Source organism: Campylobacter sp. CN_NE2 (assembly GCF_027797465.1).
In the GTDB taxonomy this organism is placed as follows: domain Bacteria; phylum Campylobacterota; class Campylobacteria; order Campylobacterales; family Campylobacteraceae; genus Campylobacter_B.
In genome coordinates, this window is record NZ_CP115608.1 from 967,571 (window position 1) to 993,040 (window position 25,470).

Here is a 25,470-nt window from a genome sequence, read left to right on the forward strand (position 1 = left end):
AACAAAATTTAACGAAAATCAACTTTAAATTTGAAAATTTTAGACTAAAATAAGTTCAAATTCGACCGGTTTTTGCAGTTTTTTTATACTTTCTTGCACCATCAACGAGCCGTTTGTGCCGTGAATTTTAAGTGCGTGGTTGCTAAATTCAAATTTAAGTTTTTCAAATGCCAAATTATCCAAAATTTTGGCAACTTCAAGCATAAAACTAAGCCAAATAACAACGCTTTTGTGTGGCAGTAAATTTTTAAATTTCGCAAATTCATCATCGAATTCATTTTTGCCGTGCAATTTTATAACACAGGCTATCAAAACCTTTTGCTCGTGCGAAAAGCCGTAGTTTAGGGCATTTAGCACAAAATACGCCGAATTATTATGCATAGCATAAAATCCAAGTTTCTCGCCCAAAGTACAGAGCTTTGCCGAATTTATTAAAATAGACAGATATTTTTCATCAAGCCCGTGCCAAAATGATAATTTATCAAAAATTTCCTTTGCAAATTTGGCCAAATTTGAGCGATTTTTCACGCTAAATCTATCTTGCAAACTTTTTAGACTTACATTAAAATTTTCCGGTAATCTTGCGTTTTTACCTAAAATCGAAGTCAAAAACACGCCCTCTCGCACACCTACGCCGCTTGTAATGACGCTTTTTGCTTCTATTTTTTCGGCAACTTTTTTGAAAATAAAAGCACCTTCTCTAATCGTATCAAATCGCTCTTTTTTTATGCCAAATTTACCTAAATTGCTCTGTTTTGCATTTATGATTTTGCTTATAAATTCTTCGTAATCTTTCAATTCATACGAAAAGTTATGCACGATTTTAAGCGGATATTTTTGCAAACTCATAATCGAATTTGAAATCGCACGCAAACTCCCGCCAATGGCGATTAGATTATCGCTTTTAAAACTATTTGGAATTTGATTTAACGCTTCATCAACGAATTCTTTGGCTTTTTTTATATTGTCTTTATCAAAAAACAGCTCTTTTAAACGCACGGTGCCAAGATTTAGCGAGATTTTTTCGACCACTTTTTTATTTTGGATTCTAGCTAGTTCAGTCGAGCCGCCGCCTATATCAACGCAAAGTCCGCTTTTAAAATCGCTTAGTAAATTCAGCGCCGCAATCCCGCCAAGATGAGCTTCCGTGTCGCCGTCAATCCGTCTAATATTAAATCCGTGAGTTTTTTTAACTAAATTTATAAATTCATTTGAATTTGGAGCGTCTCTTAAAGCCGAAGTTCCCACGCAAAGAACTCTATTTGCGCCGTAAGATTTGATGATTTTTTTAAATTCGCCAAAAGCATTTAGGCACTTTTGCATAGCGTTATTTTGGATAAATCCACCATTTTCGTAAGCGCCCTCGCCTAGTCTTACCTTGATTTTATGTTCTGCTACGATAAAAAAGCCGTATCTGCTTGTGCGTTCAAAAACTGCTAAACGCATTGAATTTGAACCAAGATCGATAACGGCAACTCTTTTTGGCATTACATATCCGAAATGTGGTTATATTTGAATTTTAGCTCTTCAAGGGTTTCGATATTATCAGGGTCTGCAACTATGCACTCGACAGGGCAAACCACGATACAGGCAGGTTCAGAATAATCATTTACACACTCGCAACAACGATCAGGATCAATCATATAAATCGGATCGTCTTCGAAAATCGCTCCGTCAGGACACTCTTCACGACAAGCGTCGCAACAGATACAATCTTTGGTTATCATTAAAGCCATTAAAATACCTTTGTATAAAAAATAATCGCATTTATACTATATAAAAACTTTGAAAACTTTTAAATTTGCGATATTTTAATGATTTTTTTCAATTTTTATATACTTTTTTTTATATGATGAATAAAAAATCATAGAAATTTTTATTTAAAGAGCTTTAAATTTATATCGGAAGTATAAAAGTCGAAATAACGCCTTTTTTATCATCGGTTCTATTTTGCAAGGAAATCTTAGCGCCCATTGCACTTGCGGCATTTTTAGCTAAAAATAGCCCCAGCCCTGCTCCGCTTTTATTTCCAAAGCGTTTAAACGGCGCAAAATAATCTATTTTTTCATCTATCTCTTCGCCTTGGTTTAGAACCTCAACTACTAAATTTTGCTCAATTATTTTGCTTCGTATCTCTATAACTGAATTTGGCTCGGCAAATTTAATGGCATTTTGAACAAAATTTTGGATAACATGCAAAAATAAATTTGGCTGAATCAATACAAAAAGCTCTTTTGGCGATAAATTTATCGAAATGTCTTTATTATCGGTTCTGGCTAGAATTTTAAAATTCAAACAAAGCTCGTTTATATAATTTATTATATCGATATTTTCAGGCTCTTCAAACTGAGCTCCTTCTTGGCGACCGATTTGTAGGATAGAGCTTATCATTTTATTCATACTATCGATTTCTGCATTATTTAAACGCAAAGCTTCGATATATCTGTCGCTTTCTCGCTCTTTTATGAGTGTTACTTCATTTTTTGTTTTCATCACAGCCAAAGGAGTTTTTAGCTCGTGCGCAACTCCGATAAATAGCTCTTTTTGATACAGCATAAATGTTTGAATTCGTTCAATCAAACGATTTATGCTATTTGAAAGCGGCTTAAATTCATCAGGAATTTCTCTCTCGCCGATTGGGCGAAGAAAATTTTCATTTAGCTTTGAAAGTCGGTGACTTATCATCTTTATCGGCATTAAAAGCATTCTTGATAAAAACATTGCATAAAAAATTATCAAAAATATCATCGTGGCATTTACAATTATAATATCGATTAAAATTTGCTTGACAATCTCATTATAAATGGTCGTATCTTTTTTGATACTAATAAATTTGCCGCTTCTATAAGGATAATGAAGCGTTAAAAAAGTCTTTGCGTTTTCTTCACTTTGGCGAAATTTCGGTTTGCTTAGACTTTCGCCGTTTTCTATTTTTATATAAGAATCGCGCATAAAATTTGCATAATACACGGATAAATTTTGAGTTGTCAAATTATCTGTTTTTGCGATAGTTTCGGCTACACGCACCATGCTTTGAACCGAACTTTCAAAAATAGTAATTTTAATGTAGTGGTAAAGCATACCCGAAAAAATAAGAATTAGCATCGCCGAAGCAGATGCTAATTGGATTACAAATCTAGTCCTTAGGCTTTTTTGGGAAAGCAAAATCTATATCCGCGTCGTCTAACTGTTTCGATTGTAGAAATATTCAGCGGTTTATCCATTTTTTGGCGAATTTGATTGATTGCAACCTCGATTACATTCGGAGTTACAAGTTCTGGTTCTTCCCAAATAGCATCAAGCAGTTGTTCTTTGCTAACGATTTGATCTGAGTGTCTAGCTAAATGAGTTAGCACTTCAAAAGGCTTACCTTTTAGCTCGATTTCTTGATTTTTATAAGTGATTTTTTCTTCATCTGGGTCGATAGTAAGATCGTCGATTTTGATAACATTTGTTCCGCCAAAGCGAAGTCTAGCTTCAAGTCTTGCAACTAAAATGTCAAAATCAAAAGGTTTTTTGATATAGTCATCGGCTCCTGCTTTTAGTGCTTTGATTTCGCTTTCTTTGTCATCTTTTGCAGAAATAACCACAACCGAAGTTCTAGGAGATTTTTGTTTGATTAAATTTATAAGCTCCAACCCACTTCCATCAGGCAACATCCAATCAGTCAAAACCAAATCATAATTTCTTATGCCGATATAATACTCAGCGTCTTTAAAGCTCTCTGAATTATCGGTTTGATAACCAAATTCGCCAAGTCCTTCGGCGATTGTTTTATTTAGCGTAACTTCGTCTTCAACTATCAAAATTCGCATTTATTTTTCCTTAAAGTAAAATTTTGCGTGAATTGTAGCATAATTTAAGCTTAAATTCAAGGAAATTTAAAAAAAATTTAATAAATCGTTTCTAACTCAACGCCAACGACGGCATTTGGGAGTATTTTAGGCTTTAAAATTTTCATATAAAAATATTTTAGAGTTGGAAATTTTTCTTTAAATTTGACTTTGCAAAAATTTAAAGCATCTTCAATCAACTCAAATTTTTGCTCTTTGAAAATTTTTTCAAGTTCGGCGCAGATTTTAGCATAATCAATAAATTCATCGGCTTCAAATTTAGCGCAAATTCGCACAAGTTGTGGCAAATTTCGCTCAAAATCCAAAATTCCGATAATACACTCAAACTCCAAATTTTCAATCAAAATTCTCATATAACTCTCTTCTCTTCGCCTTTGATTAAACGCACGATATTTGGAATATGCTTATAAATAATGATAAAGATTATTATAAAAACAGGCGCGTGAGTGTTGATATGTGGCATTTGTGGGTGAATTATATACATCGCAATCACAAGTGCGATTATAGCGATAAATGAAGCCACGCTTGAAATTTTAATCGTCTTTCCGCTTATAAACCATGCGATAACGGCAATTAGCAATTCAAGCGGTATAAAAATCGCCAAAACTCCTGCCGCAGTTGCCACGCCTTTTCCGCCCTCAAAGCCCAAATACGGCGAAAAACAATGCCCCAAAACGGCAAAAACAGCCATCGCCCAAAGCACATTTGGATCAAATCCTAAAAATTTAGCTATCAAAATCGGCACGACGCCTTTTAAAACATCGCAAACTATCGTTAAAATCGCAAGTTTTTTCGCCTTTTTTGGATTTTGTTCTTTTAAGACCCTTAAAACATTTGTAGCGCCGATACTACCGCTTCCGCTTTCTTTGATATTTACACCTGCAAGGTATTTGCCTATCAAAAGTCCGCTTGGAATCGCCCCTATAAGATAAGCCGTCAAATAGCACCAAACATTATGGCTTAAAAAAATGTTTTTTAATATCGTAAATAGCGTAATTTCCATTTTTTCCCTTTAAATTTAAAAGCGAGATTATATCCCAAATTCGCTTAACCTTTCCATACCAAAACGATTTTTTCGTTAAAAATATCTGTTTTTTTAGGCGCGATCTCTTTTTCGTCGATTTTCACACTTTTGACATCATATTGTTCTTTTAAATTTGCGATTTCATCTTCGCATTTTTGCGTCATTTCATCAAGTTCATTTAGCAAAATTTGCAAATTTTCTTCTGCATTTTTGACCTGATTTCGCTCAGTTAGAACCCTACCTGCACTTTTTGCAGCGGTTACTGTTTTACCGATTTTTGTGGCTGCGCTACTGCGAGAGCCAAAAAGTCCGCCAAGCACAGCCGAACCGATACTCATAAGCGTATCGATGCCCTTGCTCGTAACATCGCTTTTTTCTTTGGCTACTCTTTCTTCTGCTCTGCGAATTTGCGTTTCAAGTCTGCCTTTTTGCGTGTTAAAGCGTTCTAAAATTTTCTCACTTTGCTCTTCTAAAATCTCATTTGTTTTATCACTCAAACGCACGAAAAATTCTTCCTTACTTTCGCCGAAATTTGAAGTTATGCCAAATGCACAATACCCAGTCATCTTTTCATTTCTATAAATAAATTCTTTCAAATCTCGCTCATAGTTTTTGAAATTTTTAGCCCCTGCTATAAAGCTTGGCAACTCGCTAAATTTAAGTCCGTCTTTTGGCTTGTCGCTTAAATTTCGCAAAATCTCACTACTTGCGTCGTCCCAATTAATCTCTTTTGCATTATACAAATCAAACAAAAGCCCGATTTCTTTGGTAAATTCGCCGTTTTTATCTGCAAATTTTACGCTTGCAGTAGCATAAAGATATGGGCTTACTTCATCACCGCCACTTAAATCATAAAATTCAGGAATTTCTGAGTTTATCACAGGTTTTACAGAGTTTGAACTTGCGTGAGTTTTTGGCGAATTTTGCTCCAAATTTGACTTTTTATCTTTCATCAAAAGCGAAATTTGATCATTACTAAGCGGTCCTTTTAGATAACTAAGCGCAAATCTCGTTCCTATCACACTTAGCTTGTCTTCGTTGATATTTTTAACCAAAAATTTTCGTTTGCCTAAATTTGATATAAGCTCATTTATTTCAGCCTTGTCTAAATTTGCATCAACGCCAGTTAGTCCTGAAATCACTCGCTCTTTATCTTGCGCTGTTTGAAGGCGTCCGATAAACCATGTGCCGATGTTTGAAAGACCTTTATAGTCCAAATCCACAGGGTTTTGCGTAGATAAAACGCAGCCCAAACCAAAAGCACGAGCCTGTTTAAGAAGTGTGAGCATCGGGTTTTTTGACGGCGGATTGCCTGTCGGCGGGAAAAAGCCGTAAATCTCGTCCATATACAAAATCGCCCTTAGTGAGCTAGTCCCCGTGGTCGTTCGCATCCAGTTTATTATCTCATTTAGCAAAAGTGTTACAAAAAACATTCTCTCGCTATCATTTAAATGCGAAATCGTAAAGACATTGCATTTTGCCTTGCCGTCCTTGTCAAAAAGCATTTTGCCGATTTGCAATTTTTCGCCTTGTAGCCACTGCGAAAATGACGCACTTGCGATTAGTGCGTTTATTTTCATAGCTAAATTCATGCGTTTATCGCTTGGGAAAAACGAATTTACATCAAAAACGCCGATTTTTTCAAACGGCGGATTTGCGATTTGCGTTATGAGCTCAGCGATACTTACGCCTTTTGAGTTTTTAAAATTTGTCAAAAAAATTGTTTGGATTAGCAAACTCTCAGGCGAGTTCATATCATCAGTTTTTAGCCCTACAAGCGACATAACGGCACTTGTGATTGATAAAATATAATTATTTAGGGCTTCATCATCTAAATCCCGTGGTGCTTCAAAATCGCTAAGCAAACTCACACCAAGCCCTGCGCTACTTTTTGGCGTGTAAATTCGCACTTCGGCACTTTCTTTAAAAAGTTTTACACGATCCAAATCTTGGTAAGAATTTTCAATTCCTTCACGCCACGAATTTGCAGTCGCACCAGCAAATTCGCTCACGCTTTGACCTTTGTTTGCTGCTTCATCTGGGTCAATGAAGGGCTCAAAATCGCTTGGTTGCATATTTGGAAAACTTAGAGCCAAATTTGTCAAATCGCCCTTTGGGTCGATGATGATTGAAGGGATATTGTCGATACAAGCTTCTTCTAAAAGCGTTACGCCAAGACCTGTTTTACCGCTTCCTGTCATTCCTATGATAAGTGCGTGGGTTGTTAGATCTTTGTTTTTATACAAATATGGCTCATCGCCCTCAGTGCCTAGATAAAATACTTTTAGATTTTCTTGTAGAGTTTTCATGGTTTTTCCTTAAATTCGCAAATTCAAACTTGTAATTATAACATTTCGTAATTTAATTTTAAATTTGATAGAATTGCCAAAAATTTTTTGGGAATTTTTATGTTAAAAGAGAAAATAAAAGCGAATAAAAGCGGAATTTTACTTTACGGAATCGTTCCGCCAAAAGCGAATTTAAGCACTAACGAAATAGAGCGAATTTCGCAAATTCATAAAAACCGCATTGAGAATTTAGGCATTGACGGGGTTGTGATTTATGATTTACAAGATGAAAGTGCTAGAACCGGCGAGAAACGGACATTTGAATTTATAAAAACGCTTGATCCACAAATTTATTATGAAGATTATTTAAAAACTAGCGTTGATAGCGTTATTTACAGGGCTGTGGGAAAATACAGCAAAGATGAATTAAAACAAATTTTATCAAATTCCGGTGCGAATTTAAGCGTTTTTGTAGGTGCTAGTTCAAAAAATCAAGAAATTTCTACACCGCTAAATGAAGCGTATAAAATCAAAAATGAGTTTGCTCCGAATTTGATTTTAGGTGGAATTTGCATACCCGAACGCCATGAGAAAAAACAAAACGAGCATTTAAAAGTAGCTCAAAAAAGTATCGCAGGGTGCGAATTTTTCATATCTCAGGCAGTTTATAACGCTGAAAATGCTAAAAATTTTATAGATGATTATGCAAAACTTAATGCAAAAAAAGTGCCGATAATCTTTACTTTTACACCGTGCGGAAGTCTAAAAACGCTTGAATTTATGAAATGGCTTGGCATTTCGGTGCCGTCATTTTTGGAAAATCGACTTAAAAACAGCGTTGATATTTTGCAAAGCTCGGTTGCGTTGTGCGCTGAAATGTTTGATTTTTTATATAAATACGCCCTTGCAAAAGGCGTAAGTGTGGGCGCAAATGTCGAAAGTGTTAGCACTAGAAAAGTCGAAATCGAAGCTTCACTACAACTTTTAAAAAATATTAAAAAAATCATCGAAAAAAAGGAAAACGGGATTTAAAATTTGCCAAACTGCCACGACAACGATATTTTCTCACATAGTGTATGGCGGAGTAAATTTGTAAATTTGTTTAATTTTATAAAAATATTCAAGACGAAATAAGCGTAGTAATTTAAAAAATTTTGTGGTTTTAAAGGCGCGCACTTTGTCGTGCGTAACTGCAAAAACCACAAAATTTTTTAATTTAATCCGTCAAGTTCGGGGAATTAAAAGCTAGGCTAAGTTCAATTTCCTAAATTTACTTCAACTCGCCCCAGCTTTTGGCTACGCTTAGGCTTGTTTTAAGCGGAACATTTAGCTTAACCACATTTTCCATTATCGTTTGCACTTTTTGGCTAAAAGTATTTACAAATTCGTCTTTGACTTCAAAAATCAGCTCATCGTGAATTTGCAAAATCATACTCGCACTTTCGCCCAAAAACGGCGAAATTTCCAACATTGCTTTTTTGATAATATCTGCTGCCGAACCTTGAAACTTCGTATTTACCGCTTCTCGCTCGTAAGTAGCTAGTAGCATTGGCGTAGCACCGGCAAAATCAAAGTAGCGTTTTCTGCCAAAAAGCGTAGTTGTAAAGCCGTCGTTTTTGGCGTTATTTTTGATATTTTCTAAAAAATTTTTAATGGTCGAAAATGCCGCAAAGTATCTTTCGATATAGTTTTTTGCGTCGTTTCGTGGGATTTTTAGTTCAGCTGAGAGCTTATTTGCTCCCATGCCGTAAATCAGTCCAAAATTTATGCTTTTTGCAATCGCCCTTTTTCCGTTATCGCTTTCTCCAAAAATGCTAATGGCTGTCCTTGCGTGAATATCTTCATCGTTTTCAAACGCCTTTATCAAGGCAGGATCCTTGCTAAAATGCGCTAGAAGCCTTAGCTCAATCTGCGAATAATCCAGCGAAATCAGGCTATATCCGCTTTTTGCGACAAAGCAGTTTCGCATATCTTTTGCCATCGCGCCACGAGCAGGGATATTTTGCAAATTTGGATTTTTACTAGCAAGGCGACCCGTGCTGGTGCCGGTTTGCAAAAAATTTGAATAAATTCGGTTATTTTCATCTTGCATAGCCAAATTTAGCAAAGGCTCGCAATATGTGCTTTGAAGTTTGTAAATTTCGCGATAATCAAGCAATTTGGCAATAACCTGGTGCAGGTCAAGTAACTCCGAAAGAACGCTCTCATCGGTGCTATAACCTGTTTTGGTTTTTTTCTTGCTAGGAAGCTTTAACTTTTCAAAAAGCACTTCTCCAAGCTGTTTTGTGGAGTTTATATTAAAATTTTCACCACACAGCTCGTAAATTTCGGCAGTCAAGCTTCGCAGTTTTTCGGCATTGCTCTCAATCATCGCTTTTAGCCTAAATTTATTCGCCATAATGCCTTCGTTTTCCATTTCAAAAAGCACTTTAACAAACGGAAATTCAAGGTTTTTTGCCAAATTTAGCAAATTCTCATCAAGCAAATTTTGGAATTTAAAATAAAATTTCAAAGTTATCCAAGCGTCCTCACTAGCATAGTTTGTGGCATTTTTCACATCGACACTTGCGAAATTTTCGCCCTTTTTAACCACATCTTCAAATTTAATCGTTTTATAGTTGAAATAACGAAGCGCAAGAGCGTCCATGCCAACACTTTCGCTAGGGTTAATTAGCCACGCCATTATCATCGTATCGGCGTAGTTTTTTGGTGGCGTTAAGCCAAGATTATTTTGGATTATGCGAAAATCGTATTTTAAATTTTGTCCCACGACAAAACCGCCATAAATTCGCTCTACTGCGCTTTTTGCGACATTTAGCGAAATTTGCTTTGGCACACCAAGATAGTTGTGCGATAACGGCACATAATACGCCATTTGCTCGTTAAAACAAAACGAAAAGCCCACGATTTTAGCGTTTTTGCTATCAACGCCGGTTGTTTCGGTATCAAAACTAACGATAGTCTGCTCGTCAATGCCCTCAACCAAACGCAAAAGTTCATCTTCGTCCGTAACCAAAACGGCTTGAAAAGCTAAATCTTTTTTTTCATTTTGTAAATCAAGCGTGTCTAAAAGTCGATTTAGCGAGTAATCTTTCAAAATTTCCTTAATATTTAAAAGCGGATTTGAAGTCGGGAATTTCGCCATTTCCAAAGGCGGAATTTCAAGCTCATCATAAAGCGTAGCTAATTTTTTACTCAAAAATGCGTTATCTTTGTCAGCAATGAGATACTCTTTTTGCCTATTTTGTGGGAGTTTATCGATATTTTCATAAATTTTTTCCAAACTTCCAAATTCATCAAGCAATTTTTTTGCGCCCTTATCGCCGATACCTTTGACGCCGGGGATATTATCGGCACTATCGCCACAAATAGCTAGGAAATCGCGAATTTGCTCAGGGAAAACGCCGTATTTCTCAAAACAGCCATCGCGGTCGTAAAGTGCCTTTTTTGCAGGGCTGTAAATGCGAACATTTTCATCTATTAGCTGATACAAATCTTTATCGTGCGTTACGATGTTGATTAAAAAGTCGTTTTTGTGCTTTTTTACGGCACTTGCGATGACATCATCGGCTTCGTAGCCCTCTTTTGAAAATGAGTAAAGCCCCATTTTTTCTATCATCTCTATGCAAACAGGAAGTTGCTCTAAAAGTGCTTCGGGTGGGGTTTGGCGATTTGTTTTATAATTTGGATCAATCTCGCTTCTAAAAGTTTTTCCCTTGCTATCGAGTGCAAAAATTATATAATCGCTTGCAAATTCATTTTTTAAATTTGCGATAAAATTTGCAAATCCACTAACCATACCACTAGGTTTGCCATCCTTGCTTTTTAAGCCACTCATCGCATAATACAACCTGAAAAAAAAGCCGAAAGTATCGATAATAGTGATAGTTTTTTTATTTTCGTTTGGCATAGAATTTCCTTGAATTTTTATAAATTTAATGCTAAATTCTATCCAAAATTTACTTTAAATTTGGTTTTTTAAAAATTTAGAGAGTTCAACAAAGTTAAATTTAGGCGAAAGAATTCGCCTAAATTTATTATTTTTTACAACAATCAATAGTTGCAAGTTTTCGACGCATATATGCGATTTTGCTTTGCAAAGGTAGATGTTTAGGGCAATTATCTTCGCAACCTAGCAAACTCATACAACCAAACACGCCTTGATCATCGCCGACAAGCTCATAAAAGTCTTCATCGGTTCGCTCATCAAGCGGATCAACTTTAAATCTAGCAACTCTGTTTAAACCAACAGCACCGATAAAATCAGGTCTCATCAGTGCAGTTCCGCAACTTGCTACGCAAATTCCGCACTCTATACAGCGATCAAGCTCAAAAGTCTCTTGGATAGCTTCTGGATCTGCTTTTTCTTCCATTTTAGAAATATCGGTTTCTTTTGAAGTATGAATCCAACTCTCAACTCGCTTACTCATCGCATTCATCCAATTTCCCGTATCAACGCTTAAATCTTTTAAAAGCTTAAACGCAGGAAGTGGCATAAGCTCGATAACACCGTCAGGATAGTCCTTTGTAAGCGTTCTACAAGCAAGTTTTGGCACACCATTTACTACCATACCACAACTTCCGCAAATTCCAGCACGACATACAAAATCAAATCGCAAATCCGGATCGAATTTTTCTCTAATCACACTCAGAGCAATAAATAGTGTCATTCCGTCTGTTTCTTCAAGCTCGTATTCGGCAAAATGTGGCTTACTAATTTTGCTTAACGGATTGTATTTAAATGCTTTTATTTTAATCTTCCTACTCATAGCCTACACCTACCCTTTCATTTTTAGCTTTATATTTTGGTTGTAATTCATAGTGCATTAAGGCTTCTTGAATTTCATATCTACCTTTTCCTGCCGCTTCCATTTCTGAACGAATTTTATCGACTTCTTCTTGGCGTTTTGCAGACAAAGGATTTTCGATAATATTTCCCTTAGCGCCATAACCACGGAAAGCAGGTGGCATTTCCATTTTCATAATGTCAAGCTCTTCATACTCTACAACAGGTCTTGTATCGCCGTCTTTCCAGCTAGTTAGCGTTCGTTTGCACCAGTTAAGATCGTCTCGTTTAGGGAAATCTTCTCTATAATGTGCCCCACGGCTCTCGGTTCTTAAATATGCACCCCATGCAACGCAAAGAGCTAGTTTTAGCATCATAGGAACCCTATAAGCTTCTTCTAGTTCAGGGTTACCGCCGGAGAGATCTTTATTTTTGAGATTGATGTTTGTAGATTCTTTATATAACTCTTCAAGCTCATCAACGGCTTTTTTTAGACCTTCGCCTGTTCTAAAAATCGCAACATGTTCCCACATAATGTCTTTCATTTTATTTTTAATTTCAAAAACATTATATTTGCCGTTTTTCTCTGTAAGTTCTTTTAGATAATTTGCAGTTTTATTAACAAATTTTTCCAAAGTATCGGTTTTAACATCGATTTGATGATCTTTGCAGTAATCTGCAAAATAATCACCTACAATCATACCTGCTACAACTGTTTCAGCAACCGAGTTTCCGCCAAGTCTATTAAATCCGTGCATATCCCAACATGCAGCTTCGCCACAGCTAAATAAACCACTCAGAGTTGGGCTTTCGCCTGTTGGTTTTGTGCGAATTCCACCCATTGAGTAGTGTTGCATAGGAAGAACCGGCGCCCAACCTTTTGGACCTTCATCAGCCGGATCAATGCCGTTGAAAATTTGGCAAATTTCTTGAACATCGCGTAAATTCTTTTCGATATGCTCGCGTCCTAAAATACTAATATCTAGCCAAACATGCTCACCGTAAGGGCTTTTTACCCCTTTTCCGTTTCTAATGTGTTCCATCATTCTTCGGCTTACGACATCACGACTTGCCAACTCTTTTTTCTCAGGCTCATAATCAGGCATAAAGCGGTATCCATCAACATCGCGTAAAATTCCGCCATCCCCTCTACAACCCTCAGTTAGCAAAATTCCGCTTGGCACAATCGGAGTTGGGTGAAATTGAACTGCTTCCATATTGCCTAGTTTTGCAATGCCTGTTTCAAGAGCAATCGCAGCACCGATTCCTTCGCAGATGACGGCGTTTGTGGTGTGTTTGTAAATTCTACCATATCCGCCTGTGGCGATAAGTGTGCCTTTTGCGACATAGGCAGTTAATTCGCCGGTTACCAAATCACGCACAACAGCACCATAACAGCGATTATTTTCATGTATCAAAGCAATCGCTTCTTTTCTGTCGTGAATTTCAACATTGTGTTTTAAAGCTTCGTTTGCTACGCCAAAAAGCATCGTATGACCTGTTGCATCGGCTGTAAAGCAGGTTCTCCATTTTTTTGTTCCGCCAAAATCACGACTATGGATAAGCCCATGGACTTCATCTTTTTCTTCAATAGTTGTTTTTTGAGCGTTTATAACAGCGCTTCTTTTACCTTTTGTAATTCTAGTCCAAGGAACGCCCCAGCTAGCTAGTTCTCTAATAGCTTTTGGTGCAGTTTGTGCAAACATTCTAGCTACTTCTTGATCGCAACCCCAGTCGCTTCCTTTTACGGTGTCGGCAAAATGCACATCTTCGTTGTCGCCTTCACTCATTTTAGAATTTCCTAAACTTGCTTGCATACCACCTTGTGCGGCTGCTGAGTGGCTTCTTTTTACAGGACAAAGGCTCAAAACTACGGTGCTTAGACCCTTTTCTCCTGCGGCGACGGCTGCTCTTAGACCTGCTAAACCACCACCGATTACTAATGCATCATAATATTTTACATTCATATTTAACTCCCAATCCTACATAGCGGTGAAGTTATGGTAGCCTATTTTTAGGAAAGCAACCATACTTAAAAGTCCTAAAACTATAAAAAATCCGCTCAAAACCCATTTTGCTTTTTTTAGTTTTTCTCTTGTCTCTTTGTAGTTTTTGCCTTCGAACCAACCCCATTTAACGCAAAGTCTATATAGACCAATACCACCGTGAAGTTCTACACTAAAAAGTAAAACTAAGTAAAATAGCCACATTAGGTGCGTAAACATTCTGTTTCCACTGACATCAGCACTTAGCACAGGGCTAGTTGCTATGATAATAAGATGAGCAGAAGCAAGAAAAAACATAATAAATCCAGTACAAGCCTGAACCCACCACAGCGTAGTATCTTCGTGTTTCATTCTAATTGTGTGAGCTCTATAAACTTGCCATTGTCTGAAATTTATAGGCATCTTTCTCATGCCAAGTGCAGCATGAATAAAGAAAATAATAAACACGCCAACCGCCACAACAAATGTGCAATAGCTCATGAAATGAGAATCAGAAATAAATCTAAGCTCAAACATAGCCACAACGCCGTCAAATGCTTCCTTACTAATAAGAATTGTAGATACAAAAAGCATGTGAAGCCACATAAAAAGCCCTAAAAACAGCCCTGTGCCACTTTGGATTAAATCCAAACGAGCAGGAACGCGACTTTTTTTGCCTTCTACGCTTTTTCCAAGAAAACCTTCAATTTTATCCATAAAAAAAGCTCCTTTCTATTAAAATTTGCTAACTTAAAACTATCATTATAGCCAATTAAGCCTTAAACAGGCGTCTTGTTTGTTTCAAATTTGGCACTTGCTTTTAGGTATAACATCAAACTAACCCCGGCAACAAACATAAAAATCGATAAAATTTGTCCCAAACTAAAACCAAAAACCAAAAATCCTATATGCGTATCAGGTTCTCTAAAAAATTCGCTCACAAAACGCATACAAGTGTATAAAATAGCATATAACGCTATCAACTCGCCGTCAAATTTTTTAAATTTGCGATAAAAAAACAAAATCAAAAATATAACAAACCCTTCTAAAAATGCTTCATAAAGTTGGCTAGGGTGCCTTAAAACGCCACCAACTAAAATTCCCCAGCTAACATCAGTTGCACGACCCACCAACTCTTGGTTTAAAAAATTCCCCACACGCCCAAAAATGTAGCCAAGCGGGATACTTAAAGCACACAAATCCAAAAGTAGCCACAAATTTGTTTTATATTTTTTGCAAAACAAAATAGTGGCAATAACAAATCCTACAACCGCGCCGTGGTAACTCATACCACGAATTCCGACAAATTCGCCGTTTGCAAATGGATTAAAAATTTGCCACGGGTGCGTTAAATAATAAATTTGCTCTCCCGAATATATCAAAATGTAACCTAGTCTAGCCCCTAAAATAACGCCTATTTCAACCCAAATAAAATAGCTTTCCAAGGTTGCATTGCTAAATGGAAATTTATCATTTTTTACAAACCATTTTGCTATCCAAAGTGCGATTAGCAAGGCTAAAACATACATAATGCCATACCAATGCACACTAAGCCCAAAAACTCTAAACGCAACGGGGTCAAAATGCGAGTAAATTTCGTTCCAATAACTCAAATTTTAAGCCCCAAACTATTTTTTACAACAAGACAAAAATCCGCCAAAAAATAGCCCATAGATTTGTAATAATCGCTTTTTGCGTTTTCTTGCAAATACTTCGCCAAAGCCCTAAATGACGGCATAAAATAATCGGTCAAATAAAGCCCTAACATTATATGAGATTTTTCGTTTGTATCTTGCTTAAAAATCGCAGACAAGCAACCAAGCATATTTGCGCTATGCGAAGCTTTGAGTTCGCCAAAAGGCTTTTGGTAGCGAATTTTTTCAAAAAATAGTTTTAAATCCGTATCGCTAATAAGCTTAAAAAAATCAATTTCAAAAGCGTTTTTTAAATTTTCAAAATCGCTTTGGATAACCGAAATATCTTCATTTAAAGCATTTTTCCAAAGCTTTTGACCTGCAACATTTTCTTCATTTTGATTTACGATAATCCAGTTTTTACCGAGTTTTCGCAAAATTTCTTCGTTTATCGTTCCTTTAAAATTTGTAGCAAAAATAATGCAAATCACGGAGTAAAGCTCACCAAGTTTCATAAAATTCCTTTTAATAGTCCTAATTTGGGAATTTTATCAAATTATACTTTAAAAATTGATTTTATTTTTAAAGATAAAATTTTTTTATAGAAAAATTTAATGCAAAAGCCCGATTTCAAAATATTTCATTTTGACAATAGTGCATAAATTTTCACTTAATTGAAAAAACAGAATTTATTTTTTTAAGTTTTATTTAAACTTATGTGATTTTCCATTAATGTAATTTTGTAATTAAATTAGAATTACATAATTCGACTTTTGTTTCATAAAAGCTAAATTTTACACTTAAAAATTTGCAAATCAATCCCTAAATTTTGCAAAGTTTTTATCACTCTTTCGCAGTTGGCGTTTTTGAAAGTGTTGCAAATATCGTAAAATGAAACTAATTTTTGCTTCGTAAAAGTGAGTAAATTTTTGATAAAATCGCTTTTGGAAGCAAACGAACGATGAATTTTACACTAGCATTTCGTGCAAATTCATAAAAATTTAAAAACCCAAGCTTGTAGAATTCTCTTTGAACTTTGAATTCGCTAATAGCGTATTTTAGGCCACCACGACGGCTTAGTTGTGATTTGCCTGCTCGCATTTTTACTAACATTTCAGGGATATTGTAAAATTTCGCTCCACCCAAAAGCATTCTAACCCATAAAAAATAATCTTCTGTCATCAATGCTTTTTGGTAACTTCCAGCTTTTAAAACGCCCCTTTTTTTAAACATTACGCTTGGGTGATTTAACGGGCTTCTGGTTTTGGCAAATTTGATGATGTCGTCGTGATTTTGTGGAAGTTTTCTAAAACTATAAATTTTATTTTCATCATTTTCAAATTCGCCTATGGTTGAGCCGCAAATATCCAAATTTGGATTATTTTCGAAAGCTTCAAGCTGTTTTTTAAATCGATTTGGCATAGCAACATCATCGCTATCCATTCTAGCTACCATTTCAAATTTACACTTTTCAAGTCCGATTTTTAGAGCATCACCAAGTCCCATATTTTTTTCAAGTTTCACAACTTCTAAAATTTCACCAAGCTTGTTTTTCCAAATTTCAATCATCTCGTAAAGCTCATCTGTAAGCTCACCATCTTCGACTAAAACTATCTGGCTAGGCTTAATTTCTTGCTCATCATAAATGCTTTTTAGAGCACGATCTAAAAATTCAGCTTTTTCTTTGATATAAACGGACATCAGGACAGAAAAGGTCATTTTTATTTCCTTTGTGATTTTTTACTTATTATTTCTAATGAATTTAAGATAGAAAATAAAATTCTCAATAACAAAACAAAACAAAACATCATGACAAAAAAAGTAAAAATCGTTAAATAGTTATTTCTATTTGCAAACAAGATATACATTACTATATTTGCTGCAACAAATAGTCCATATTTGGTATATATAAGTTTATTTTGCACAAAAGATATAAAAAACCCAAGTATCAGTGAAAAAAATACAACACTTATCATACTGCCACCACCAAAAAGCCATATTTCTGCAACAAACGAACCGCCAAGCCCATGTCCTTCTAAAAATTTTTCTGGAAATAAAAAATATGATAAAACATCGGCTAAATGTGGATGAGCTACTTCTAATCTCATGTCCTGTTTCATTATATTACCCGACATAACATCTAAAAGACCAAAAAATGGACTTAATAAAAAACCAGTGTGTTGATTTATACTCGTTGTAAAATAATCTTTAAATTCTACAACAAATCCTACTACTAAAATGGTTATTCCTTGTGAATAAAAGATTTTAAACACTTCTGCAAAAGTTATGTTGTCTGTATCTGCGTGTCGAATAAACTGAACCATAGAGGCTAATAAAAATAAAGAAAAAACAAGAACTAAAAGTGTTTTAAATTTTATCTTATACGAATATACAGTTGTATAAAGCCACAACGCACTTAATAAATATAGAAAAAATGTAGCCCTAGCTCCACTTGCGAGACTTATTAGCGATATCAATACAAAGATTAAAAAAAAGATTTTGCCTTTGCGTTTTTCGATTTTATTAATCATAATAAAAATAAAACCTAAAAGGAAAAAATTATCCAACATTGAAATTATCGAAGGAACTGCATTGGTTGTATATATTGCTTCATATCCCATAGATAGAATTATTTTTATATTTATAACCGTTTTAACTAAGTATGCAAATAAACCTATAAAAAACATTATATATCCGAGTTTGAGATTAAAAATATAATTTGCTTTTGGGATACTTGTGTTTATAAATTTATTATATTTTGCAAATCCCAGCATCATTCCGATATGAATAGATAGCATTGTAAATAAAAGTATAAAATTTAACTCTAAAAAAGTATTATCTGAAAAAATAAAATTTGCAAGTCGATAACTTTCCTCATAAGCTTCATATATATCAGGAAAAAAGAAATTTAAAATATTTCTCATATTTAAAAAAATATTAAAACAACCTATAAATAAAATTTCTAAACTAAACCAATTTTTATTTATTTTGTAAATCGTTGCAATAGCATATAATGATAAAAATATATTTTGAAATTCTAAAATTTTAAAATAAGTTTTACTATATCCTATGTCAAGTAAATACTGCGACATTATAAAAAACATAAAAATAAAATCGATAAGTAAAAACAAAACTATATATTTTTTATTGCTCATTTTATGAACCTAATCTCTTTGTGTTTTAGTTTTTGTTTTTCAATCGACGGAAATTTCATATAATTGCCATACATTTGAGTTAAATAAAAATTATAATCTTTGATTAAAACAGAGAAATTCATTTAAATCCTTTTAATTTTTTGTATATATTTTTGAAAAATACTGGAATAAAATCCATTTTAAAAAAAGCTGTTGCAAGGATTAATTTTGTTATAAAAGATAATGAATCATTTTTAAATATATATTTTATATGATTCGCCTCTGGGCAAATAAAATTTACTTTTTTATTTAAATTTCCCTTGATTGCTAAAATTATTGGAACTAGTATTCGTTCATAAAAATATTCTTTGTATTCGTTATCTACATTATGATTAATAAAAAAATTATTCATAGAAATAGATAATTGTTTTAGATCATTAGATAATTTTTCTGAGTAATTATTACATGTTAAAGATGAAGCATTAAATTTGCGATAATGACACAATGGTTTATGTATAAATGATATTTTTTTGGCAAAATAAAACAATTGTGTTGAAATAAAACAATCTTCTAGATATGAAAATTTTGGAAATGTAGTATTTTGATATAATGAACGCCTACACATTTTATTCCATACATAAGAGTGAATAATATCGATTAAAACCGCTTTTAGCCAATTTATTTGCGCTTTTTCATAATTTTCTTTATGATGAATTTCTTTATTTTCATAATTTATAAAATAATCACAACATACAATATCTGCATCATCTTCTTTCGCTTTTTTATATAAAGAGCTTGCCATATCAAGCTCAACCCAATCGTCGCTATCGATATGCAAAATATATTCGCCAGTCGCACTTTCAAAGCCTGTTTTCCTAGCCTGACCCAAACCTTCGTTTTGTGGTTTGTTTATGATTTTTATATCATTTTTTCTATTTGGATATTTTTCTATAACGCTTTGCAAAACTTGCATACTATTATCGGGCGTACAGTCATTTACAAAAACATACTCAATACTGTCAAAATCTTGCTCAAATAGCGTTGTAGCACATTTGGCGATATATTTTTCTACATTGTAAATAGGAACTATTATACTAACTGCGTATGGTTTCATTGTTTGTCCTATAACTCAAATTTTGATTTTTCTGGCAAAATACTATCAAAAGCCTTTTGGACATTTTGCATAATATCATCATAGTTTTCTATTTCGCCGTCATTTATGCAAATCTCTTTATATTTTTTAGTTTTAATTGCATTGCATAGTTCATCTACATTTGATGCTTTTTTATAACCAAAATCAAAATATTTTTTATTTCCGAAATTTGTTGGATGAAATTCACCTTTGCAAAGTCGCCAATATCTAAACAAATATTGATTTACATCTGTAATATTTCTAAATTTTGAATTCATTGTATCCAATAAAACATCGTCGCATTTATCCCAAACTTCTTTTATTACGGATTTTTTAAATGGTTGTGCAAAATGCCAATCTATAAAACCGTTAAATCTTGGATATGGTAATAAAAATATAGTTCTTAGCATATCAAAGCCATATTTATAATTAAACCATTTAAAAAAATTATTTTTTATAACACTATAAAAATTAAAATTTTTATTTATTTCGATACAATTATTTAGCAAAATATGTGCAAAATATTTTGGTGCATTTACATTTAATATAGCACAATCACACGGCAAACCATCCTTAAAGAAAAATTCCTGTTCTATGAAATTTGTCAGAAGAGTATCATCATTAAAATATACAAAATGTTCAGATAAATCTTTTATATTATGCATATAAAGTTCGATTGGATGGGAGCTAAAAATTGGCAAGTATTCTTTTGGAATATAGTCACTATGTTTAACGAAATTTAGTTTTGGTGCTTGCAAATTTAGCCACTCTGGCTTTTGGCCGTTTGTGATAAAATGAACTTTTCTAACCCATGGAGCAAATTTTTCCACACCGCGAAACCAATATTTTAACAATCCGTTATCTCTGTATCTAATATTGCTTGTATCTATTTGTTTATCTTGGGGGCAATATTTATTGAACTCCTTTATCCACTCGTGGTCGCTCCCATCTACCCAAGGAATTACAAAATCTATTTGCATATTTTACCTTTCTTTACTTTTTGGAAAATTTTTATAAATTTAGGAAACCATCACTGCAATTAAGGGTTTATTTTCCATTTACAACCTTTAAATTTTTATTATTAAACATTACCCACAATCCAAACAAACACGCTACTAAATATCCCACGCCATATCCTACAACCGTGCCATAGGCTGAAAATTTTGGTATAAAGACGATATAAGACAGAGTCGAAAATAGCAAAACCAATGCCCATTTGTAAATCAAAATTTTGCCTAGTTGCATTTTGATGATATAGATGTTTAAAGCTTCGTTTAAAAATATAAAAGGTAGCGTAAAAAGCAGAAATTTAAATACAGGAATTGCGCCGTTAAATTTGACTCCAAAAATCAAATTTATGATTAATGGTGCTAAAAAATACAAAATAACTGCCGTTAAAATCGCCAAAACAAACATACCAAAGCTAAGCTTTAAGACATTTGATTTTATAGTTTTTATATCGTCAAATTTATAAACAAAAAGTGGCGCAAATGAGATTGCGATTATCGGTGAAATCGCAATTACGATATTTAGAAGCGATATGGCAGAAGTATAAAGCCCTAGTGAAAATTCATCGCCCAAATGTTTTAAAAAAACAAAATCAACCCGCTTACAAACTATCATCAAAATAATCCCAGCAAAAAATGGTAAGCCTAACTTTAAGAATTTATAAATTTGCTCTTTATCGCAGGTAAAAAACCACTCTTTTGTTAAATTTCTATAAACTACCAAAAGTCCAAATGCTATCAAGAATAACTCAAATGCCATTACAAAACCATAAGCGTAGATATTTTTAACACCAAGATAATATAAAGCCAAAAACATTATAAGCTTGATTATGTGAGTTATCATCACCAAAACAGCGCGATACTTTATCATAGTTTGCGACTGTAAATAAGCAGTTACTATGCCAAAAGATTCATTAACCAAAATAGATGAAGCCATAACAATACTTAAATAAAATATCTTTATGTCATCTGTAAAAAATACAAACAAAAGCAACGCTAAATACGCAACCACCGACGAAACAAACCTTATAACAAAGCCGTTTCCCATTATTATTTTGCGTTCTGCGGCATCAGCATTTGTTAGGCGCGGAACAACGATTTCAGCTGGATTTATATACGAAAGAGCAGAAAAAATAACACCAAGTCCTAAAATATACTGAAAATTCCCATACTCTTCTACGCTTAACACACGAGCTAAAATCATAGTAACAGCTAATCCCATTACTATTCTAACTCCGTGTTCGCATAAAAGCCAAGCTATATTTTTTACTATTTTAGGGTTTATCGCCATTTTATCGCTTTTTAAAATTTTTTAGGCTTTTAGATTTTTTCTCGCTTGAATTTCGCTTTTTAGCAAAACCCAAAATACACCCAAAATGCCACCTAAAAATGTAGCGATTGCTACGATTAAAAGTTTTTTAGGCTTCACAGGGGATTTGCTAGTTATGATAATGTCATCTTTTATGATGACATTGCTTAAATTTTGTTTTTCTAAACTCGCCTTTAAAATCTCTTTTTGATTTTCTAGTTTTGAAATTTCATCTTTTTTCTCATCTATGGAGTTTTGAATTTTAACTATATCGTCGTTTTTAGTCTGAATTTGATTTTGCAAATCCGTTTGTGATACAAGCAAATTTTCTTTATCTTTCAAAAGATTAGGAATTTTTACAAATTCACTATCGTGCAAATCGTGCTCAAATTTTTGTTTTGTCGTCGTGGTCGCACTCATATAGCGATTTCGCAAATCATTTAGTCGCTCTTTTAGAACTATTGCGTTATTTTGATTTAAATTTGGATTTTTTAGCTCTTTTTCTATGCTTTGAATTTCTGCGTCCAGTTTCGGAATTACATTATTTATAAGCTCATCATAAGCTTTTTTGTCATTTGGCAAGACTATATTTTGTAAATTTGCTATTTCCTTGTCTTTGTTTGGCATAAAAATTTCTTCTATCTGTCTTATGCGATTTTCAAGTTTTGGAAGCTGCATATTTTGGATATGGCTTATTTGAATTTCGCTATTTTTTAGACTATTTTGCAAAGTTTTTATTTTCACATCTGCATTATAAAGAGCGTTTTTAATGCGACTTTCTTGCAAAGATATGTTTGATTTATAAATTTCTTGCTCTTCTTTAACGATTTGATTTATCAAAGCGACAGCATCGTCGTTACTTTTGCCCATAACTTCTATATCAAAAAAATCGCTTAGGTTGTTTTTTGTGCCGCTCATTTTAGCAGGGGCTATCTTTTCTACAAATGCACTCTCTTTTGGCTGACCTTTAAGAGCGTCGATATATTTGCTTTGAATTTTATTTATTATCATATCCGCATTAGCAAAAAGCTCTTTTTTGTTTTCACTTATATTTTTGTAGTAAGGCACCGAAATTCTAGCCTTTGCACTATACCACGGCGTGGCGATTATGGTATATAAAACACCTAACGCGAAAAACGCTAGTGTAATCATAGCAATGCTAAATTTGCCTTTCCAAATTTTGCCTAGTAACTCGAAAATATCGATTTCATCGTTTTGCAAATTGGCTGAATTCATTAAATTTTCACTCATTTGTTTTCCTTGTCTTTTAAATCTTTTTTTATCTATGTTGTTGGAATTTTAGATGTTCGTTTTGAAAATAGTGCTTTGAAAAACATCGAAGCATATCAAATGTGCCGTAAGCTATGACGCGTTTTATACTTTTCAAAAATTTCTCCCAAATTTTGCCCAAAATTTTGCAGATAAAATTCACAAAAAAATCGTTTTTTTTTTTTTTGTTAAAACTACTATTATATCAGCAAATTTTAAATCTTATCTTAATATAATTTGTTTGAAAATTTGATAAAAAAATGAAAGAATTTATATGAAAAAACAAATTTCAGTTTTGACTCTGCTTGTGTGTGATATTTTTTGCATATTTTTATCGCTTTTGGCTGCTGTTTGGATACGAAATTTAGTCGAAATTCCAAATTTTCCAAATTCACCGCAGTATTATTCAAACTATGTAAATTTTTATTTTATCTATTTTGTTTTGATATTTTCTTTCATTTACAACGGAATTTACACAAAAAGATACGACTTTTGGCATGAAAGTTTGCTGATTTTTCGCTCGTGCGTTTTTGCTTGTGTTTTGGTATTTTGCTATTTAGCTTTGAATAAAAATATAACAAATTCTCGTATGGCAATGATTTTAAGCTTTGCTATTATGGCTTTTTTGATACCGACTTCTAAATTTTTTATAAAAAAACTGCTTTATAAAGCCGGTTTTTGGCAAAAAAAGGTAAAAGTCATAAACGGCACACGCGAATTTAGACGAGAAATTTTTAAAAATACATACTTGGGTTACAAGCTTACTCGCGGGAACGACTACGAAACGATTTTTATCCAAAATCGCAACAACATAACGCTAGATAAGCTAGATCGGCTTGTAGAGGAAAATATCTTAACACATAAAGAAGTGGTTTTCACCCCTGCTTTGGAAGGTTATGACTACTCAAATGGCGAAATTTTCAGCCTTTTTAACTCTCGCACGAATTTATTTATGCTAGAAAATTCGCTTTTAAAGCCGATAAATAGGATTACAAAGCGTCTTTTTGATATTTCTATGATAATCCTTGCTATGCCTTTGCTTGTGCCGATTTTCGCTATCGTAATTGTGGCGATGAAAATAAATGAACCAAAAGGAAGCATTTTTTTCTCTCACCCTAGAATGGGCAGATATGGCAAGACTTTTGGTTGTTTGAAATTTCGCTCGATGAGAGAAAATTGCGATGAAATGTTTAAAAAATACCTTGAAGAAAATCCGCAAGAAATCGAGTATTATCAAAAATATCACAAATATGAAAACGATATTCGCATAACAAAACTTGGAAATTTTTTGCGTAAAACTTCAATAGACGAACTCCCGCAACTCATAAATGTCCTAAAAGGCGATATGAGCATCGTTGGTCCTCGCCCTGTGTTAGCCAAAGAGTTTGAGATGGGAGATGCGACGGTGTATGAAAGAGACATTGTTTTGATGGTTCGACCAGGTGTCACCGGACTAGCCCAAATCAACGATAGAGAAAAATCAGAATTTGGCGATAGAGTAAAAATGAATATCTGGTATGTCAAAAACTGGACACTTTATATGGATTTCGTTATTATTTTAAAAACGATTAAACTTGTTTTATTTAGGGAAAGTGCAAGTTAAAAAGATAGCATTTGCGTAAATTTGCTCTCGTCAAATTCGTTTAAATTTGTGAAATTTTCAAATCCTGCTTTGGAAAAAATTTCTCCGCTTTTGCCAAAAGAAATTTTGTTTTTTGCAAAAAAACCACTTCGTATCCAACCTAAAAAAATCTCATCATAAATTATATTTTCATTTTCTCCGTCGCATAAAATCACGCCGTCAAATCCGTCTAAGCTAGCAGAATAAATATCAGGTTTTACAAAAAAACCGAATTTATCTTTTACGCTTTCATTTAATGAACAAATTTTTATCTCACACTCGCTCATTTTGTGCAGTTTTTCGCAAATCATAGCTAAATTTAACAAAGAAAATTTATCATAAATCACAATCGCAATGCGCATTTTTATCCTTTTTTTGAGCTGATTTTAATCAAATTTGCTTTAAAATTTAATCAAATCTAACAAAG

Annotated in this window: 23 protein-coding genes; 2 read left to right on the forward strand and 21 right to left on the reverse strand. The window is 33.7% G+C overall.

The features are described from left to right. Window positions 1-39: 39 nt before the first annotated feature. The 7 genes from PF028_RS04790 to PF028_RS04820 all read right to left on the reverse strand — a co-directional run bounded on the left by PF028_RS04790 (window position 40) and on the right by PF028_RS04820 (window position 7,187). A complete protein-coding gene (locus PF028_RS04790) occupies window positions 40-1,488 on the reverse strand; it encodes a Ppx/GppA phosphatase family protein (protein ID WP_270860216.1) in 1,449 nt (482 codons plus the stop codon). Then, complete coding sequence (locus PF028_RS04795) at window positions 1,488-1,736, reverse strand: YfhL family 4Fe-4S dicluster ferredoxin (protein ID WP_270860217.1); 249 nt, start codon at window positions 1,734-1,736, stop codon at window positions 1,488-1,490. The genes PF028_RS04790 and PF028_RS04795 overlap by 1 nt, the downstream gene beginning before the upstream one ends. A gap of 160 nt (window positions 1,737-1,896) precedes the next feature. Beyond that, complete coding sequence (locus PF028_RS04800) at window positions 1,897-3,105, reverse strand: sensor histidine kinase (RefSeq protein ID WP_270860218.1); 1,209 nt, start codon at window positions 3,103-3,105, stop codon at window positions 1,897-1,899. A 38-nt stretch (window positions 3,106-3,143) separates the two neighbouring features. Beyond that, a complete protein-coding gene (hsrA, locus tag PF028_RS04805; protein WP_270860219.1) occupies window positions 3,144-3,815 on the reverse strand; it encodes a homeostatic response regulator transcription factor HsrA in 672 nt (223 codons plus the stop codon). A 77-nt stretch (window positions 3,816-3,892) separates the two neighbouring features. Next, on the reverse strand, window positions 3,893-4,207 hold the full coding sequence (locus PF028_RS04810) for a dihydroneopterin aldolase (protein ID WP_270860220.1): 315 nt from the start codon (window positions 4,205-4,207) through the stop codon (window positions 3,893-3,895). Then, the gene (gene plsY, locus PF028_RS04815; protein WP_270860221.1) at window positions 4,204-4,857 is read right to left on the reverse strand and encodes a glycerol-3-phosphate 1-O-acyltransferase PlsY; all 654 of its coding nucleotides are present in this window, start codon (window positions 4,855-4,857) and stop codon (window positions 4,204-4,206) included. Before plsY ends, PF028_RS04810 begins: the two co-directional genes overlap by 4 nt. 44 nt (window positions 4,858-4,901) lie before the next feature. Next, the gene (locus tag PF028_RS04820; protein ID WP_270860222.1) at window positions 4,902-7,187 is read right to left on the reverse strand and encodes an ATP-binding protein; all 2,286 of its coding nucleotides are present in this window, start codon (window positions 7,185-7,187) and stop codon (window positions 4,902-4,904) included. 99 nt (window positions 7,188-7,286) lie between these two features. On the opposite strand from PF028_RS04820, the gene PF028_RS04825 reads away from it, so the two are divergent. Next, window positions 7,287-8,198 carry a methylenetetrahydrofolate reductase gene (locus PF028_RS04825; protein WP_270860223.1) on the forward strand — a complete coding sequence of 304 codons (912 nt, stop codon included), beginning with the start codon at window positions 7,287-7,289 and terminating at the stop codon, window positions 8,196-8,198. A 238-nt stretch (window positions 8,199-8,436) separates the two neighbouring features. Here PF028_RS04825 and polA read toward each other — a convergent pair whose 3' ends face one another. The 13 genes from polA to PF028_RS04890 form a co-directional block, all read right to left on the reverse strand. Continuing rightward, complete coding sequence (gene polA, locus PF028_RS04830; protein ID WP_270860224.1) at window positions 8,437-11,076, reverse strand: DNA polymerase I; 2,640 nt, start codon at window positions 11,074-11,076, stop codon at window positions 8,437-8,439. A 127-nt stretch (window positions 11,077-11,203) separates the two neighbouring features. Then, window positions 11,204-11,935: a fumarate reductase iron-sulfur subunit gene (locus PF028_RS04835; protein WP_270860225.1), complete on the reverse strand. Its 732-nt coding sequence runs from the start codon at window positions 11,933-11,935 to the stop codon at window positions 11,204-11,206. Next, complete coding sequence (locus PF028_RS04840) at window positions 11,928-13,919, reverse strand: fumarate reductase flavoprotein subunit (RefSeq protein WP_270860226.1); 1,992 nt, start codon at window positions 13,917-13,919, stop codon at window positions 11,928-11,930. The genes PF028_RS04835 and PF028_RS04840 overlap by 8 nt, the downstream gene beginning before the upstream one ends. Before the next feature lie 15 nt (window positions 13,920-13,934). Beyond that, the gene (locus PF028_RS04845) at window positions 13,935-14,654 is read right to left on the reverse strand and encodes a fumarate reductase cytochrome b subunit (protein ID WP_270860227.1); all 720 of its coding nucleotides are present in this window, start codon (window positions 14,652-14,654) and stop codon (window positions 13,935-13,937) included. A 62-nt stretch (window positions 14,655-14,716) separates the two neighbouring features. Then, complete coding sequence (lgt, locus tag PF028_RS04850; RefSeq protein ID WP_270860228.1) at window positions 14,717-15,550, reverse strand: prolipoprotein diacylglyceryl transferase; 834 nt, start codon at window positions 15,548-15,550, stop codon at window positions 14,717-14,719. Next, complete coding sequence (locus PF028_RS04855; protein WP_270860229.1) at window positions 15,547-16,086, reverse strand: hypothetical protein; 540 nt, start codon at window positions 16,084-16,086, stop codon at window positions 15,547-15,549. The genes lgt and PF028_RS04855 overlap by 4 nt, the downstream gene beginning before the upstream one ends. A gap of 382 nt (window positions 16,087-16,468) precedes the next feature. Beyond that, window positions 16,469-17,290, reverse strand: a complete 822-nt coding sequence (locus PF028_RS04860) for a glycosyltransferase (protein WP_270860230.1) — start codon at window positions 17,288-17,290, stop codon at window positions 16,469-16,471. Between the two features lie 2 nt (window positions 17,291-17,292). Then, complete coding sequence (gene wzy / locus PF028_RS04865; RefSeq protein WP_270860231.1) at window positions 17,293-18,726, reverse strand: O-antigen polysaccharide polymerase Wzy; 1,434 nt, start codon at window positions 18,724-18,726, stop codon at window positions 17,293-17,295. After that, window positions 18,723-18,848 (reverse strand): hypothetical protein, encoded by a 126-nt coding sequence (locus PF028_RS04870; protein WP_270860232.1) that lies wholly within the window; start codon window positions 18,846-18,848, stop codon window positions 18,723-18,725. The genes wzy and PF028_RS04870 overlap by 4 nt, the downstream gene beginning before the upstream one ends. Then, window positions 18,845-19,819 carry a glycosyltransferase family 2 protein gene (locus PF028_RS04875; RefSeq protein WP_270860233.1) on the reverse strand — a complete coding sequence of 325 codons (975 nt, stop codon included), beginning with the start codon at window positions 19,817-19,819 and terminating at the stop codon, window positions 18,845-18,847. The genes PF028_RS04870 and PF028_RS04875 overlap by 4 nt, the downstream gene beginning before the upstream one ends. A gap of 8 nt (window positions 19,820-19,827) precedes the next feature. Beyond that, the gene (locus PF028_RS04880) at window positions 19,828-20,817 is read right to left on the reverse strand and encodes a Stealth CR1 domain-containing protein (protein ID WP_270860234.1); all 990 of its coding nucleotides are present in this window, start codon (window positions 20,815-20,817) and stop codon (window positions 19,828-19,830) included. Window positions 20,818-20,884: 67 nt separating this feature from the next. Next, window positions 20,885-22,135 (reverse strand): oligosaccharide flippase family protein, encoded by a 1,251-nt coding sequence (locus tag PF028_RS04885; RefSeq protein ID WP_270860235.1) that lies wholly within the window; start codon window positions 22,133-22,135, stop codon window positions 20,885-20,887. Between the two features lie 21 nt (window positions 22,136-22,156). Further along, window positions 22,157-23,404 (reverse strand): Wzz/FepE/Etk N-terminal domain-containing protein, encoded by a 1,248-nt coding sequence (locus PF028_RS04890; RefSeq protein ID WP_270860236.1) that lies wholly within the window; start codon window positions 23,402-23,404, stop codon window positions 22,157-22,159. A 292-nt stretch (window positions 23,405-23,696) separates the two neighbouring features. On the opposite strand from PF028_RS04890, the gene PF028_RS04895 reads away from it, so the two are divergent. After that, window positions 23,697-25,025, forward strand: coding sequence for a sugar transferase (locus PF028_RS04895; RefSeq protein WP_270860237.1), 1,329 nt, complete (start codon window positions 23,697-23,699; stop codon window positions 25,023-25,025). Here PF028_RS04895 and PF028_RS04900 read toward each other — a convergent pair. Then, window positions 25,022-25,405, reverse strand: a complete 384-nt coding sequence (locus tag PF028_RS04900; RefSeq protein WP_270860238.1) for a hypothetical protein — start codon at window positions 25,403-25,405, stop codon at window positions 25,022-25,024. The two genes, PF028_RS04895 and PF028_RS04900, sit on opposite strands and share 4 nt — an antisense overlap. Window positions 25,406-25,470: the final 65 nt, after the last annotated feature.

Coding starts and splice junctions, on each gene's coding strand:
- PF028_RS04790 (WP_270860216.1), bottom strand. CDS start 1,488: ATGCCAAAAAGAGTTGCCGTTATCGATCTTGGTTCAAATTCAATGCGT.
- PF028_RS04795 (WP_270860217.1), bottom strand. CDS start 1,736: ATGGCTTTAATGATAACCAAAGATTGTATCTGTTGCGACGCTTGTCGT.
- PF028_RS04800 (WP_270860218.1), bottom strand. CDS start 3,105: ATGCTAATTCTTATTTTTTCGGGTATGCTTTACCACTACATTAAAATT.
- hsrA (WP_270860219.1), bottom strand. CDS start 3,815: ATGCGAATTTTGATAGTTGAAGACGAAGTTACGCTAAATAAAACAATC.
- PF028_RS04810 (WP_270860220.1), bottom strand. CDS start 4,207: ATGAGAATTTTGATTGAAAATTTGGAGTTTGAGTGTATTATCGGAATT.
- plsY (WP_270860221.1), bottom strand. CDS start 4,857: ATGGAAATTACGCTATTTACGATATTAAAAAACATTTTTTTAAGCCAT.
- PF028_RS04820 (WP_270860222.1), bottom strand. CDS start 7,187: ATGAAAACTCTACAAGAAAATCTAAAAGTATTTTATCTAGGCACTGAG.
- PF028_RS04825 (WP_270860223.1), top strand. CDS start 7,287: ATGTTAAAAGAGAAAATAAAAGCGAATAAAAGCGGAATTTTACTTTAC.
- polA (WP_270860224.1), bottom strand. CDS start 11,076: ATGCCAAACGAAAATAAAAAAACTATCACTATTATCGATACTTTCGGC.
- PF028_RS04835 (WP_270860225.1), bottom strand. CDS start 11,935: ATGAGTAGGAAGATTAAAATAAAAGCATTTAAATACAATCCGTTAAGC.
- PF028_RS04840 (WP_270860226.1), bottom strand. CDS start 13,919: ATGAATGTAAAATATTATGATGCATTAGTAATCGGTGGTGGTTTAGCA.
- PF028_RS04845 (WP_270860227.1), bottom strand. CDS start 14,654: ATGGATAAAATTGAAGGTTTTCTTGGAAAAAGCGTAGAAGGCAAAAAA.
- PF028_RS04855 (WP_270860229.1), bottom strand. CDS start 16,086: ATGAAACTTGGTGAGCTTTACTCCGTGATTTGCATTATTTTTGCTACA.
- PF028_RS04860 (WP_270860230.1), bottom strand. CDS start 17,290: ATGACCTTTTCTGTCCTGATGTCCGTTTATATCAAAGAAAAAGCTGAA.
- wzy (WP_270860231.1), bottom strand. CDS start 18,726: ATGAGCAATAAAAAATATATAGTTTTGTTTTTACTTATCGATTTTATT.
- PF028_RS04870 (WP_270860232.1), bottom strand. CDS start 18,848: ATGAATTTCTCTGTTTTAATCAAAGATTATAATTTTTATTTAACTCAA.
- PF028_RS04875 (WP_270860233.1), bottom strand. CDS start 19,819: ATGAAACCATACGCAGTTAGTATAATAGTTCCTATTTACAATGTAGAA.
- PF028_RS04880 (WP_270860234.1), bottom strand. CDS start 20,817: ATGCAAATAGATTTTGTAATTCCTTGGGTAGATGGGAGCGACCACGAG.
- PF028_RS04885 (WP_270860235.1), bottom strand. CDS start 22,135: ATGGCGATAAACCCTAAAATAGTAAAAAATATAGCTTGGCTTTTATGC.
- PF028_RS04890 (WP_270860236.1), bottom strand. CDS start 23,404: ATGAGTGAAAATTTAATGAATTCAGCCAATTTGCAAAACGATGAAATC.
- PF028_RS04895 (WP_270860237.1), top strand. CDS start 23,697: ATGAAAAAACAAATTTCAGTTTTGACTCTGCTTGTGTGTGATATTTTT.
- PF028_RS04900 (WP_270860238.1), bottom strand. CDS start 25,405: ATGCGCATTGCGATTGTGATTTATGATAAATTTTCTTTGTTAAATTTA.